The sequence below is a fragment of the Nodosilinea sp. FACHB-131 genome (genome assembly GCF_014695395.1).
GTDB lineage: Bacteria > Cyanobacteriota > Cyanobacteriia > Phormidesmidales > Phormidesmidaceae > Nodosilinea.
Genome location: NZ_JACJOF010000013.1, coordinates 11826 through 26263, shown reverse-complemented (window position 1 = coordinate 26263; position 14438 = coordinate 11826). Strand labels below are relative to the sequence as shown.

Sequence of the window (14438 nt, the reverse complement as noted above, 5' to 3'; positions counted from 1 at the left end):
TGGATTGTCTACTTCTGCACAGCGGTGAATCCCCCATCTACGACGAGGTTGTGCCCAGTCACAAACCCAGCTCCCTCCGAACACAGCCAGACGACGGCCTCGGCAATATCTTCTGGCCTGCCAATGCGCTGTAGCGGAATGCCAGCGGCAACCTGATCGAGCATTTCCGGCGGGGCTTCGGCCCAGAGGTCGGTTTTGACCGCGCCGGGGCTAACGGTGTTGATACGAATGCGATCGCTAGAATATTCTGCCGCTGCGGCCCGCGACAGGGCAATGACTCCCGCCTTAGCCGCACCGTAGGCCCCATACCCGGCCACCCCCAGCAGTGCACCCTGGGAAGAGGTATTGACGATCGCCCCACCGCCTGACTGCTGCATGGCGGGGATTTCGTACTTCATTGATAGCCAAACCGACTTGAGATTGGCGTTAATTTCAAAATCCCAGTCGGCTTCGGAGAGGTCAGCCAGTTTGCCCGAGCTGCCTGAACCGGCGTTGTTGAAGGCATAGTCGAGGCGACCGTAGGTTTCGACAGTTTGTTTGACCATAGCTTCGAGGTCCGACGCCTGGGTGACGTCGGCCTGGATAAACATCGCCTCTCCCTGGGTCGCTTTGATCTGTTGGACGGTTTCTTCGCCTTTGTTAGGGCGGCGAGCGACCACCACCACAGTTGCACCCGCTTGGCCAAAGGCGATCGCCGTAGCCCGACCAATGCCAGAACTTGCCCCAGTCACGATCGCAACTTTGCCTGCCATCGAAACCATGGATCACGCTCCTGAGTTATACAAGGATGCAGCTGATCCTAGCCCAGCCAAGGTTTGATAGCTGTTTGCCTCATTACCTAACGGTTTATCACAGGGCCGTCTCCATCTGGTGCTGCTCCCATTCTGCCGACAGCCAAAGCCGACCCATCGTCAAAGGGAAGCGAGGTGAATTGCTTTAAGAACAACTGCTGTCGCTCTAGCGTTTGTACTGGATTGTTGCTACGCAAGGCACCGTAGAAAAGCTCGGCTTTAACCACTGAGCAGATTGCCATAGCTTCAGTCGGCGTAGAAAGTAAGCGATCGCGCACTAGAGGCGATCGCCCATTCAAGAACACGACGCATACGTTGGTATCGAGCAAGTAGCGCATGCTTAATCAAAAGCCCCAGTCAAATCGTCATCTAGAGCTGCCAAAATGCCGTGCTCGTCAGTCACAATGGGGTCATCGGCGCAGATGCCGTAGAAAGCTGTTAAGGATATTTCTACAGAATCTGACGCCTGAACAGGTTGATATATCACCATTACGTCTACATCTCGGTCGGCCAACCCAACAGGCAGAGCAAGATGTAGAATGCCATCTTGCCCAATGTGCTGACGTACTTTAATGCTTTCCATAGCAGTCATTTCCCTTGCTGTCTGCTTTACTCTGGCCTGGGTTTGATTGGCTGCTCTTTTTTCCTGTCAGCCCCACCTGGATTTGCTCTAACCCACCCCCGGCAAAGTGGCTTGCTACTGCAACACGGACTCCAGCTGGTGCTGCTCCCAGAGGTTGCGGTAGAGGCCGGGCTGCTGAACCAGGTCGCGGTGGCGGCCCTGCTGCACAATGCGGCCTTTGTCCATCACGAAGATGCGATCAGCGGTGGCGGCGGCAGACATCTGGTGCGAGATAAACAGCACCGTCTTTTGCTGAGTGCCCTCCGAGAGGGCGTTGAGAATGGCGGTGGCGGTGCGGTTGTCGACGCTGGAAAGAGCGTCGTCGAGCACCAGAATGGGGGCATCGACTACCAGGGCGCGGGCCAGGGCGGTGCGCTGCCGCTGCCCCCCCGAAAGGGTAATGCCGCGCTCGCCCACGATAGTGTCGTAGTGGTGGGGGAAGTTTTGGATCTCTTCATCCATTTGGGCCTGCTTGGCGGCGTACTGCACCTCGGGGAACTCCATCAAGGGTTCGCCGTAGCGGATGTTGTTGTTGATGCTGGTGCTGAAGAGAAAGCTGTCTTGGGGGACGTAGGCGATCGCCCGTCTCAAGTCGGCCAGGGGCAGCTCGGTCACGTCGTAGCCATCTAGATAGAGCTGACCGGGGCCGATGTCGAGCAGGCGGGGCAGGGCGTTGGCCAACGTCGATTTGCCTGAGCCAATGGGGCCAACGATCGCAATTTGCTCCCCCGGCGCAATCTTAAAATTGACCTCATCCAGTGCCGGAACTTTGCTGTCGGGGTAGGCGTAGTTGAGGTGGCGGGCCTCTAGGCTACCCTTGACCTGCTCCAGGGGCAGGGGAATGGCGGTAGCGGCCGTCTGCACCTCAGGTTGGGCATCGAGGATTTCTTCGATGCGATTGATGCTGACCTCGCCGCGCTGGTAGGCGGTGATGGTGAACCCCAGCAGGGCGGTGGGAAACACCAGTCGCTCGACATACAACAGCAGCGCCACAAAGTCGCCCACGGTGATCACCCCCTCGGCGATCGCCCCGGCCCCCGTGGCCAAAATCACCAGCAGGCCTACACTGGCCAGCCCCCCTAGCAGGGGAAACAGCATGTTGCGGGTGCGGGCCAGCTTCAGGTTGGCGTCGAGCAGGCTGGTGTTGCGGTGGTTAAAGGCGCGGCGCTCGTTCTCTTCTTGGGCGTAGATTTTGATCAGCGCGATGCCGCTCATGTCTTCTTGAATTAGGTCGCTGAGGTCGGAGATGCGCTCCTGCACCTGGAGCTGCTCGTTGCGCAGGCGATCGCTAAAGGTCTGCACCAGCACCAGCATCAGCGGGTAGACAATCAGCGAAATCAGCGTCAGCCGCACGCTGATCGACAGCATCACCGGCACCGTCAGCGCGTAGGCAAACAGGGTGTTGGCCAGGCTCAAAATCGCAAAGCCCAGCAGGCGGCGAATGTTGTCCACATCGCTGGTGGCGCGGCTGATCAGCTCCCCAGCGGTGTTGCGGCCAAAGTAGGCGGGCTCCATGCTCAGCAGGTGCTGAAAGATGCGCTGCTTGAGGTCAAACTCCACCTGGCGACCCACCCCAAACAGGGTAATGCGCGACACCATGCGAATCACCCACATCACCGAGGCCAGCACCAGCACCAGCAGCGCGTAGTACATGATTCGGTCAAAACTGAAGGTGACCTGAAGCTCGTCGATGCCATTGCGAATCAGCAGTGGTATCCACACGCCGACCAAGTTCACAATAAAGAGTGCAACAACCCCTAGGGCCGTCTGCCGCCAGTGGGGTCTGAGGTAGGTACCCAGTTTTTGTAGCTGCGATCGCGCCATAACATCCGCCCTAATTGCCCCCCTATCCTAGACGAATTTGGCAGGGGCAATTGGAGGCATACCCTGGACTATGGCTGTCTGGTAAATCACTGGAGAGGTATGGGGTATAGGGTTTAAGGTCTAGGGCAACGCCCTGCACCCTGTACCTTGAACCCTGCACCCTATACCCCAACCCCAGCTTCCCAACGCTCACTAGATCGTCTCAACCACCTCATCCCACTGCATGCTGAAGGGAGGCAGCCAGCCCCGCAGGTAGTAGTAAATAGCGCTCAGCAGTTCGCCCCAGTAGCGCGTGGTTAGCGCCAGGGCGTTGACGTTGGGGGCCAGGTCGGCCAGGCTGGCCAGGGTGTCGCGGTTTTCTAGGTTGGGGGTGCTATAGAGCTCGGTGGGGGCTGCCACCACCTGAATGCCCTCATTCTCAAAGGCCAGGGCGGCGCGGCGCATGGTTAACGCGGGGGCCACCAGCACCACCCGGTTGGCGTCGCGGTTGTTGCGGGCGGTCTCAAAGCGGCCCGAGCGAACGGGTGCCGTAAACAATCCCTGCTCGGCTAAAAAGTTCCTCTGGTCGACCACCGTGTTGCGAATGTCGGTGCCCGTGGCCTCAACTCGAATGCTCTCTGAGGGCACACCCCGACCCACCAGCTGCTGACGAATCGCCTGCCTGAGGGGTTCTTGCTCTTCGCCCGTGCCAAAGCGAGGCCCGGCGGTGACGGTGACGTAGGGGCGGGCCGCACTGATGCGGTTGTAGACATTGGCTGCACTATTGAGCTGGGCCACCAGCGCTGGGTCGAGGGGGTTGTCGGCGTCGATGCGGCTGTTGAGGGCGTTAGTCAGGCGGTAGGCGTCAGCGTTTTCGCCAATCACCACAATCGACACGGCTCGGTCCACCGGCACCTGGTCGATCGCGGGGCAGATGTCGCTACACAGTCGCTGCTGGCTGGCGTAGGCCCGCTGCACCGACTGTTCAGAGTGGTTGACCAAGGCTCGCGCAATCAGCGGCATGCTGGCGAAGAATAGGATCAGCAGCGCCACCATCACCATGCGCCCGTTGACCTTGTTCATGCCGTTGCTGAGGGACAGCGCCAGCAGCGTAATCGCCCCGCCCAGAGGGGTGAGCGGAAACACCAAAAACTGCCAAAACACCCCAATGGTGCTGTCGTCGGGGAATAAAAACGCCCCCGCAATCAGCGCCAAGATCATGGCACCGCCGAACCAGGTCAAAAAGTTGGCGGGAATGAATTTTTTGAGCACCCACCACAGAAAGTAGCCGATGCCAAGCCACAGCAGCAGACGGGTTAATAGATTGAGAATATCCATAGTCAGATTGGCAACGGGCAGTTGGGTGCTGTCGGGCGAGGGGCGAAATTCGCACCCTGGCCTGGGATGGCTTGGCGGGGGCTAACCTGGCCCCGCAGGAACTCTCTGCAAAGCATACTTCAGTAACGAAAACTCGGGCTATGTGCGGCCCCAATCAGCTCAAAGTCCTTCTTTTGCTATAGAAGGCTTCTCTAATGCTGAAACGGCTGACGGGCGGGGTTTCGTTCTGTGCTAAAAGGAATGGGTAGCAATAATTGCCGGTTATGAAATCCCTCGGTGCCCCCTGGAAAGCCTCTCTACCACGGCCCGACGGCTGGACGCTGGGCGTGGGGCTGATCGCTCTGGTGATGCTGCTGCCGGTGGCAATCATTCTCGCCAGCCTGTTCACGAACTCCAGTGACGCTTGGGGCCACCTGGCGGCGACGGTGCTGCCCGAGTATATTTGCAACTCGCTGGTGCTGATGGTGGGGGTGGGGCTGGGGGTGCTGGCGATCGGGGTGAGCACCGCCTGGCTGGTGAGCACCTGCCAGTTTTGGGGTCGCCGCTGGTTTGAGTGGCTGCTGCTGCTGCCGTTGGCCGCCCCCACCTACATCCTCGCCTACGTCTACACCGACACGCTGGAGTATTTTGGCCCGGTGCAGACGGCCCTGCGCGGCCTGTTTGGCTGGCAGCAGGCGACCGACTACTGGTTTCCCAACATTCGCTCGATTGAGGGGGCGATTCTGCTGTTTAGCCTGACGCTCTACCCCTACGTGTATTTGCTGGCGCGGGTGGCGTTTTTAGAACAGTCAACCGCGACGCTGGAGGCGAGCCGCTGTTTGGGCTGTGGCCCCTGGAGCAGCTTTCGCACGGTGGCGCTGCCCCTGGCTCGACCGGCGATCGCCGCTGGCACCGCCCTGGCCCTGATGGAAACCCTGAACGACTTTGGCACTGTGGCTTACTTCAGCGTGCCGACCTTTACTACGGGCATCTATCGCACCTGGTTTGGCATGGGCGATCGCCCGGCGGCGGTGCAGCTGTCGGCGGTGCTGCTGCTGTTTATCTTTGCGCTGGTGGTGTTGGAACAGCGATCGCGTCGTCGGGCTCGCTACTACCAGGGTATGGCCCGCACGATTTCGCAGTCGCGCTACAGGCTGGGCGGGCTGCGGGCGGTGGGGGCCTGGCTGGTCTGTGCCGCGCCCGTGCTGCTGGGCCTGATCATTCCCACCGGGCTGCTGCTGGGGATGACGGTGCGCAATGCCGAGGCCACGCTCAACGGCGACTTTGTGGTGCTGGGGATTAACAGTCTAGTGCTGGCGGTGCTGGCGGCGGTGCTGGCGGTGCTGCTGGCCCTAGTGATGGCCTATGGGTTGCGGCTCAACGGCACGCCCTTTCTCAAACTCTCGGTGCAGGGGGCTAACCTGGGCTACGCGGTGCCGGGGGCGGTGATTGCGGTGGGCACGCTGATTCCTTTGGCGCAGTTTGACAATGCGATCGATGCCTGGATGCGGCAGACGTTTGGCTTTTCGACCGGGCTGCTGCTGAGCGGCACGATCATTGCGCTGCTGTTGGCCTATCTGGTGCGGTTTTTGGCGGTGAGCTTTGGGGCGATCGAGGCGGGGTTGGGCAAAATTAAGCCCTCGCTGGATGATGCGGCCCGCAGTCTAGGCCAAACCCCCAACCAAACGCTGATGAAAATTCATCGCCCGCTGCTGGGCAGTAGCTTGCTCACGGCCACCATGCTGGTGTTTGTGGATGTAATGAAGGAGCTGCCCGCCACGCTGATTATTCGCCCGTTTAATTTCGACACGCTGGCGGTGCGGGTTTATCAATATGCCGCTGATGAGCGGCTGATTGAGGCTTCGGCCCCGGCGCTGGCGATCATTTTGGTGGGGCTGCTACCGGTGCTGTGGCTGAGCAAGCAGATTGCCAACGAGGGTAAAGCCTAAGCTACAGGGCAGTTCGCTAAGATATCAGGCATATCCGTGGATGGGGCCAGGTTAACTCATGTCTAGCCTGCTGGTTAAATCCGTTCAGACACCGTTACCGATCAATCTTTCATCACTCCTCGCTGTGCCGCAGATGAGTGATGAGCAGTTCTATGATTTTTGCCGAACGAATCCTGACTTGCGGATTGAGCGGAATGCAAACGGAGAAATTGTGGTGATGCCGCCATCATTTGCTGATACTGGAAACCGGAATGGCAGGGTTTTTGGACAGCTCTATGTCTGGGCAGAAGCCGATGGCACTGGGGAGGTCTTTGACTCTAGCTCGGGCTTTACGCTGCCGAATGGTGCGATGCGCTCCCCTGATGCAGCCTGGATTTTGTCTGATCGCTGGAACAGGCTGGAACCTGAACAACAGGCATCGTTTGCACCGATCGCGCCTGACTTTGTCGTAGAGCTACGATCGAGTAGTGATACGTTGGCGAGTTTGCAAGACAAGATGGCTGAATATATGGCCAATGGGGTGCGGTTGGGGGTGTTAATCGATCGCAAGCATCGTCAAGTTTATGTCTACCGGCCCGAGCAAGCGCCAGAGATTTTAGATAATCCTGAGATGGTCAGTTGCGAACCCGAAATGCCAGGGCTCGAGCTGAAGATGGCAAAAGTTTGGTAGCCGTAAGGGGCTATTTATAAAGAAATACCCTCGTACGAGTTTGTAGTGGGTGCCGGTACCATCGCTGTAGTGCAGGTATTGCTCAAAGCTGAGGGTGGTCAAGGCAGCCTGGGTCACGGTGGTTTCTGGCTATGCCTGGAGAGCTGACATTGGTTTAGCCATAAATTTTGACGCATACGTTGAATGGGTTGATCGCGACACTGGCAGGAGTCGGAGTGTCGCAGAGAGCCGAGGTGGCCCAAAAACTGGAGGGGCAGGCTATAACTGAGGCGATAGATGGGTTTTGCAACATAAGGGCACAGCGATGGCAGGGGATGAGGCATACCAGATAGCGGCAGAGCGGATTGAAGCAGCGCTGGAGGAAGGGGCCACTGAGCTTGATTTAAGCGGTTTAGAGCTGACTGAGGTGCCTGATGCCGTCAAAAATCTAATCAATCTCACATCGCTTAACCTTTCCAACAATCAACTAACTGATATTCCTGAGGTGATCGCAAACCTGGCAAATCTTACATCGCTTCATTTTTCGAACAATAAAGTTGTAGAGATTCCCAGGACAATCGCGAATCTAATTAATCTCAAATCGCTTGACCTTTCGGATAATCAAATAGTAGAAATTCCCAAGGAAATACCAGTTCTACTAAACCTCGTGTTGCTGAACCTTTACAACAATAAAATAAAAGAAATTCCTGAGGCAATCGCAAAGCTCTCAAATCTCAGACTCTTTATGCTCACTACTGACAAACTGATTAAGTTTCCTGAAGCAGTCGCAAAACTCTCAAGTCTCGAATTGCTTTACCTTGATGGAGGAATGCTGACTGAGATTCCGGATGTAATTACAAATTTATCAAATCTCAGAGCACTCTCTTTTTCTCGATCTCAACTGACCAAGTTTCCTGATGCAATTACAGAACTACCAAATCTTCAAGCACTATTTCTGTACAGCAATCAACTGAACGAGGTCCCAGAGGTAATTGCAAAGCTAATAAACCTTGATACTCTCGATTTACACGACAACCGATTGACGAAGATTCCAGAGGCTATCAGCGAATTGTCAAATCTCAGAGCGTTTTTCCTCTATGACAATCCTATCGACCCTATTTTGGAAAGTGCCTATTCAGGAGGCCTTGAGGAGCTTTTCGCCTATCTCAAGAGCCTAAAAAACCCTCAGGAGGTTGAAACCCTCCACGAGGCCAAGCTGGTGTTAATTGGCGAAGGTGATGTCGGCAAAACTACGCTGCTCAAAGCGCTAACGGGCAAAAATCCCCAGGCGGGGGAGCAAACCACCCACGGCATCAGCATCGACATTCAGGCGCTCAGTTTGCCCCATCCCGACAAAACCGATACCCAGCTCAAATTTAATGCGTGGGATTTTGGCGGGCAGGAAGTTTACCGTGTCACCCACCAGTTTTTCTTTAGCAAACGCTCGGTCTATCTGCTGCTGTGGGAACCGCGTCGCGGTGTGCAACAGTGCCAGGTAGAAGACTGGTTGAAAATGTTGCGTCTGCGGGTGGGCGAAGCGGCCCGCGTGATCATCGTTTCTACCCACTGCAAAACTGGTGAACGCATCGCCCGCATCGACAAACCCGTGCTCAGGCGCGACTACGGCGACATGATTGTTGACTTTCTCGAAGTCGATAGCTTAGTGGACGACCCAGACACAGGCGACAAGGTGGGTATTGATGCCCTTAAGCAGTTGATTGCTGAAACTGCCAAAACCTTTGACCAAATGGGGGCCAAGCTCAACCGGGCCTGGCGCGAATCGCGGGATGAACTGTTGGCCCTAAATGAATCGCGCATTACCTATGCTAACTTTGCTGCCGTGTGCGATCGCCACGGCCTGAGCGCAATCGCCACTCGCACCCTGGCTGACCTCATGCACGACCTAGGCTACATCGTGTACTACGGCGACGACGAAGCGCTGCAAGACGACGTGGTGCTGCAACCCGAATGGCTGACCAAAGCGATCGGCTTTGTGCTCGAAGATCGCACCACCCAAGCCATGGACGGCATTTTGCCCGACAGCCGTCTCAAAGAGGTTTTGTTCGACCATCCCTTCGCCAACGAACCTCGCTATAGCCCAGATCTCTATCCCTTCTTTTTGCGGCTGATGGAGAAATACGATGTTTCTTACCGTTTGGAAGATGGCACGGCCAGCCTGGTATCGCAGCATGTGCCGCAGGTGCGACCTGATGACCTCCCCTGGCTGCCGGAAGAAGACCCTGACCCTAACCATCGCCGCCTGGCGATGGTCTGCGTCATGGAAGAATCGCCGCCTGGGCTAATTCCCTGGATGATTGTGCGCACCCATGATTACATCTACAAACGCTACGAAAGCAACGGCAAAGAGCACAGGCTGCACTGGCAAAAAGGTATGTTTCTGCGCAACAATCGCCACGGCACAGCCATGCTGGAACTGCGCGATAGAGAGCTTCGTCTTTACACTGAAGCTGTTTGGCCCGAATATTTCACCAATGTATTGCAGCAAATCCTGCAAACTTTGATCGATGATACCTGGCCAGGGTTAAAAGACCGCTACCACTTTGCCGTTCCTTGCCCGACCAAAACAGATAATCGGGCCTGTATGGGTCGCTTTCGGATTGGTTTTCTGCGACAGGCTCTAGGAGACGGGGATGTCAATGATCGTTGTCAGGTTTGCGGTACTCGTCACAAGATCGTGAACCTACTCTACGGTTTTGAAGACGAAACTACCCGCGAACAGCTTACCCGCATTGAAACCAAAGTCAACGAAATTCAAGGCAATCTGATTGAGTGGGAAAGCCGCATCGCCAACTACACCATGAGCATAATGCGGGCGATCGCCAACGAAGCCAAAGAAGGCCCCCGCCTGTTCACGCTAGAACCCATAGATGGCAACTGGCGGCGGCTGTTTGATAAACGCTATCGCCTTCATCTCTGGTGCGAAGCCGAAAACTGCCAGCACTGGGTTCACCAGCCCGATTTGGGTGTTTACGAGTTTGAAGCGCCTCGTGAGTGGGTGACAAAAGTTGCGCCCTACGCCAACCTCGTTTCACGGGTTCTAAAGACTGTGCTGCCCGTCGCCATTCCCGCTGCTAACCTCTACTTTGGCAAAGACATCATGGACGATTGGACGATTCAGAAGTCTCTAGATGCCATGAAAGACGCCACAGGCACTCTACTCAAGGAGGACTTTTCCGTCACTGAACCCGGTCGCCTAAAGGATGGTCTACTCACCGAAGCCGAGCGATCGGGCATTCTGACGCTCCATGCCTTTTTGCGCGAAGAGGATCCTCATCACCAGCGATTAGGGCTTAAGCGAATGCCCACCTACACGGGCGACTACCTCTGGCTTTGTGAAACCCACTATCAAGCCGCCCAGCCCAAAATCCCCGATCGCATCGAATAGCTTTTTTGACGAGCGCAAATGGGGTTGCCCTGGCGATCGCTCATTGTCCCCTGGGCACCTTATTGCGATGGCAGATGGTCGTCATTTGCCATACCAAACCATCGCAAAGTGCTCTACCTATGCCATACCAAAACATCAGTGCCGACCTGTCTACCGCAGACCTCAACGAAATCAAAGCGGCCCTGGCCACCATCCAGCAAAAGATGCCGTTCTTAGTCAACCTCACCGCCGAAGAACGTCGCCGCCTCTACAAAATGGGCGACAAAAGCCTAGCCTTTGTTAGCAATAGCCTCACCGCTGCCCAGGCCAACCCCGACGTTTTGCCCGCCAGCTTTGACACCGCCGAGCTAGCCCGCGACTACCAGCTCGCCACCGTGCTGAGCGAACTGCGGCTCAACCTGCGCCAGATGACCGAAAAGGTCGACGACACTCTGCTAGCCGTGGGCAGCGAAGCCATGACCAGCAGCCTCAGCGTCTATGACTATGTCAAAGCCGCCGCCAAGCGCCAGCCCGGCCTCAAAGCCGTCGCCACCCAACTTGGCGAGCGCTTTAAGTCTATGCGTCAAAAAGCCGAGAAAGTAGACGTGATGGCCGAGGCTCGGCCCTAGCCGCTTGAGGTTCTGATACTCAAGGCCGAAGCGCTGAGACTCAGCTGCGAGGCTAAAACGCTCAGGCTTGAGTCGATCTATGTTGGCCCGCGAGAGTGCGAGCCTCGGTAGCGAGACTTTTTGCGTCAGCCGAGAGCATGGTGGCCTTGCTGTCGAGGTTTAAAGCTAAGAGGGTGAGGTGCGATCGCTTGGCCGTCGAGTTTCAAAGTCTCGGCATTGAGGCTCACAACCACGCGGTTGAGTCTCAATGCTTGGGTGTCGAGAATCTAATGGTCTGTCAAGCCTGAATTTGTAGGTTGGGTGGCGCGGTAGCAGAACCCAACAGCGGTAAACATCGTTGGGTTTCGCTCCGCTGCACCCAACCTACAAAGGCTTTAAAACGATGAATGCCCTCTCAAACCTGAGAGGGCATTCATCAGTCAGCCGATAGGGCTAGCGATGCTAGACCTACTTCCAACCGGCGCGATCGGTGATGCGCAGAGCTTCGGGGTTGTTGCTGCCAAACACCGAGGCATTCAGTGGATCTTCCTTAAATTCGCCGAAGCCTGCCACTACAGAGTCGACCTCAACGCCTGCCACCACGGGGTACTCGTTGTTGCTATTAGCGAAGATGCGCTGGGCCTCGGGGCTCGCCAGATACTCAAGGAACTTCACAGCGGCCTCAGCATTGGGTGCGGTCTTGACCACCCCGGCACCGCTGATGTTGACGTGGGTGCCGCGCCCGTTGGCGCCATCGCCCTGGTTGGGGAAAAACACACCCATCTTTTCAGCGATCGCCTGCTCCTCGGCCTTGTCAGACTTAGCCAGGCGGGCAAAGTAGTAGGTGTTGGAGATAGCAACATCGCCCAGCCCAGCAGCAGCGGCCTTAATCTGGTCGCTGTCGCCCCCTTCCGGGTCGCGGGCAAAGTTGGCCACCAGGCCCCGCGCCCACTCTTCGGTGTCTTCGGCCCCGTGGGCGGCAATCATCGAGCCAACCAGGGACTGGTTATAAATATTGGTTGAGCTGCGAACCAGAATCCGCCCGCGCCACTTGGGGTCGGCCAGATCTTCGTAGGTCGATAGCTCAGAGGGGTCAACGGTGTCTTTGTTATACACCAGCACCCGCGCCCGCTTGGTCAGGCCAAACCACAGCCCTTCGGGATGGCGCAGATTTTCGGGAATTGCCTCGCTCAGAATCGATGAGGTGACCGGCTGGAACATGTCTTCTTGCTCAGCGCGCCAGAGGCGACCGGCATCGACGGTCATGAGAATGTCGGCGGGGCTGTTTGCGCCTTCGCTCTTGATGCGCTCGATCAGCTGGTCGGCTTCGGCCTCAACCACATTGACGCGAATGCCCGTGGCTTCTCGGAAGCCCTCGTAAAGTTGGTCGTCAGTGTCGTAGTGGCGAGCAGAGTAGAGATTGACCACCGGGCCACGGCGAAGGCCAAACTGAGCTGTGGCGGGGCGCTGACGTAGGTAGCCGGCGGCTACGGCGGCGGCGGCAGCACTGGTTCCTAAAAATGCGCGTCTTCCTAATCTCATAGGGTTGTTTACCTCCAAAAATTAAACCTCAACTAAATCTCCAGGCAACTTCAACCGGATGGCCCCAGAGCATTGAGATATCAGGTTGCATTGTATCGCTTAATGCGACCTTCTCCTGATAATGCCGTATTTAAGCTTAGCCCTGTGGCGGATGGTCGCAATACCCTTGCGCTTCGCCGATGTCTCTGCTATTGAATCAGCACCCTGTGGGCAAGGGCTTGAGGCCAGCGAAGAATAGCTTTAGAATGGCCAATAAAGAATCAGTCTTGTTAGCTTAACCGCATCTGCGATCGCAACCTTTCGACAATGGCTCCCAGACTAACTACCCCGCCGTTCTCCTTGAGCCGCTCTGCATCCAAGCCCAAGGGGCGATCGCGGTCGTGGCTGGGGGTGGGATGTGCGATCGCCTCCCTCGCCGCCCACGGAGTCTTGCTGGCCCTGGTCATTCCCGAGTCAAACCAAGCTCCCCCACTGGCAGAAGACCTAGCAGAACCGGCTCCACCGCTAGAGGATGTGGCGCTAACCGTGCTGCTGCCCGCCGTAGAAGCACCGCCAGCCGTAGCCCCAGTCAAAGCACCGCCAGCTTTAGCCTCGCCGCAGCCTGGGGTGGCTACAACCGCCGCACCTCCTCAGGCCGCACCCCAAGCTTCACCCGCGCCAGTTCCCGCCGATCAGCCCAAACCATCGCCGCAGCCCGCAGCGGCGGCTCCAGAGCCGGCCCCAACCCCTCCCGCTGTACCCGCCTCAGAACTGCCTGGCCCGCCAGGGCTTTACGCCAACTTTCCCCATTTAGATGGGGCCCAGGCCGCCTGCCAATGGCTGGCCGACTGCTGGCGCAGCCCAGTGAGCAGCAGCTGGCGTAGTGCCGCAGGTGATCTGCAAGCGCGACTTGAATCCCAGGGCTACACCGTGAGCAACATCACTGGTGAAGTCTTATCTATAGACTCTGGGGTGCGGGTATATGCCGTCAGCAAGCCCGGTGAGCCCAATTATTATTTAAACCTAGTCTCGGTGCGAGAGGGCGTGCTCTACACTATGACTGCTGAACCTATCACCTCTGACGAAGTGCTGGCTTTGCAGCGATCGTAGGCATTTTTAAGTTATTTATCTAGTTCAGATTCCTGTGGGCAGTTCGACAATGATCTCTTCCAATTGCCACTGCAGAACTACTGATACCAATGTGGAATAGCGCTACAGACTGCGAGTGTTCGTCAAAAGTTAGCCCGGCTTTTCCTGTTTGAATGTTTGGAAAAAGCCGGGCTAATTGTTTGTTTGAGCGCTAAGCGTGAACTGTCTTGTCATTGGCGTTTCTGGCAAAAGAAATTATCCTTCTGCTAGTGCTTCGCGCAGGGAGTCGGGGCCTTTACCAATGTCCCAGGTGTTCTTCAAAATTTCCCGAAACGTGGTGGTTTGGTACAGCATTGCTTCTTTGAGCTGCACGAGTAAAGCTTGGGCGTCTTCTGGGGAAAGCGATTGAACTTGCTCTTCAAACACCCGAAGCTCGAACTGCTGCTCAAGGGGTAACTCTTGACGGATATCCATGATGATGTCTCTTTCTAATGTGACTTCATGTCTATGAATGTAACACTTTGTTAATGATTGTGTGTATATCTCTGTCTTGCGTGATAGTCAGCTTGATTTTCGCTTCCTACTCAAGGCATTCGCTCAATAAACGTCACCCCGTGACTCACTCTTTAGGCATATAGATCCGTAGCGCCAAGTTTTTCTAAAAGGGCACACGTTAAGCACTATCAAGTCTTCGCCCGTAAGTT

Annotated in this window: 12 protein-coding genes; 5 read left to right on the top strand and 7 right to left on the bottom strand. The window is 56.4% G+C overall.

Annotated features, from left to right (window positions below):
• Window positions 1–8: 8 nt before the first annotated feature.
• The 5 genes from H6F75_RS08445 to H6F75_RS08425 form a co-directional block, all read right to left on the bottom strand.
• Window positions 9–761, bottom strand: coding sequence for a glucose 1-dehydrogenase (locus tag H6F75_RS08445; protein WP_190751129.1), 753 nt, complete (start codon window positions 759–761; stop codon window positions 9–11).
• Between the two features lie 77 nt (window positions 762–838).
• Window positions 839–1129, bottom strand: coding sequence for a type II toxin-antitoxin system VapC family toxin (locus tag H6F75_RS08440; RefSeq protein ID WP_190751127.1), 291 nt, complete (start codon window positions 1127–1129; stop codon window positions 839–841).
• Between the two features lie 2 nt (window positions 1130–1131).
• Window positions 1132–1374, bottom strand: a complete 243-nt coding sequence (locus H6F75_RS08435; protein ID WP_242019823.1) for a hypothetical protein — start codon at window positions 1372–1374, stop codon at window positions 1132–1134.
• A gap of 114 nt (window positions 1375–1488) precedes the next feature.
• Window positions 1489–3237 carry an ABC transporter ATP-binding protein gene (locus H6F75_RS08430; protein WP_190751123.1) on the bottom strand — a complete coding sequence of 583 codons (1749 nt, stop codon included), beginning with the start codon at window positions 3235–3237 and terminating at the stop codon, window positions 1489–1491.
• Window positions 3238–3429: 192 nt separating this feature from the next.
• On the bottom strand, window positions 3430–4554 hold the full coding sequence (locus H6F75_RS08425; RefSeq protein WP_190751121.1) for an ElyC/SanA/YdcF family protein: 1125 nt from the start codon (window positions 4552–4554) through the stop codon (window positions 3430–3432).
• 263 nt (window positions 4555–4817) lie between these two features.
• Here H6F75_RS08425 and H6F75_RS08420 point away from each other — a divergent pair, with 263 nt between their 5' ends.
• The 4 genes from H6F75_RS08420 (at window position 4818) to H6F75_RS08405 (ending at window position 11145) form a co-directional block, all read left to right on the top strand.
• Window positions 4818–6482 carry an iron ABC transporter permease gene (locus tag H6F75_RS08420; RefSeq protein WP_190751119.1) on the top strand — a complete coding sequence of 555 codons (1665 nt, stop codon included), beginning with the start codon at window positions 4818–4820 and terminating at the stop codon, window positions 6480–6482.
• Window positions 6483–6540: 58 nt separating this feature from the next.
• The gene (locus H6F75_RS08415; RefSeq protein WP_190751117.1) at window positions 6541–7152 is read left to right on the top strand and encodes a Uma2 family endonuclease; all 612 of its coding nucleotides are present in this window, start codon (window positions 6541–6543) and stop codon (window positions 7150–7152) included.
• A gap of 1018 nt (window positions 7153–8170) precedes the next feature.
• The gene (locus tag H6F75_RS08410; protein ID WP_242019821.1) at window positions 8171–10537 is read left to right on the top strand and encodes a COR domain-containing protein; all 2367 of its coding nucleotides are present in this window, start codon (window positions 8171–8173) and stop codon (window positions 10535–10537) included.
• A 119-nt stretch (window positions 10538–10656) separates the two neighbouring features.
• Window positions 10657–11145 (top strand): hypothetical protein, encoded by a 489-nt coding sequence (locus tag H6F75_RS08405; protein ID WP_190751113.1) that lies wholly within the window; start codon window positions 10657–10659, stop codon window positions 11143–11145.
• A gap of 447 nt (window positions 11146–11592) precedes the next feature.
• Here the strand turns inward: H6F75_RS08405 and H6F75_RS08400 are convergent, their stop codons facing one another.
• The gene (locus H6F75_RS08400; RefSeq protein ID WP_190751110.1) at window positions 11593–12666 is read right to left on the bottom strand and encodes a Fe(3+) ABC transporter substrate-binding protein; all 1074 of its coding nucleotides are present in this window, start codon (window positions 12664–12666) and stop codon (window positions 11593–11595) included.
• Window positions 12667–12972: 306 nt separating this feature from the next.
• Between H6F75_RS08400 and H6F75_RS08395 the strand changes: the two genes are divergently transcribed.
• Window positions 12973–13755, top strand: coding sequence for a hypothetical protein (locus H6F75_RS08395; RefSeq protein ID WP_190751108.1), 783 nt, complete (start codon window positions 12973–12975; stop codon window positions 13753–13755).
• 234 nt (window positions 13756–13989) lie between these two features.
• Here H6F75_RS08395 and H6F75_RS08390 read toward each other — a convergent pair whose 3' ends face one another.
• Window positions 13990–14208, bottom strand: a complete 219-nt coding sequence (locus H6F75_RS08390; protein ID WP_190751107.1) for an NblA/ycf18 family protein — start codon at window positions 14206–14208, stop codon at window positions 13990–13992.
• Window positions 14209–14438: the final 230 nt, after the last annotated feature.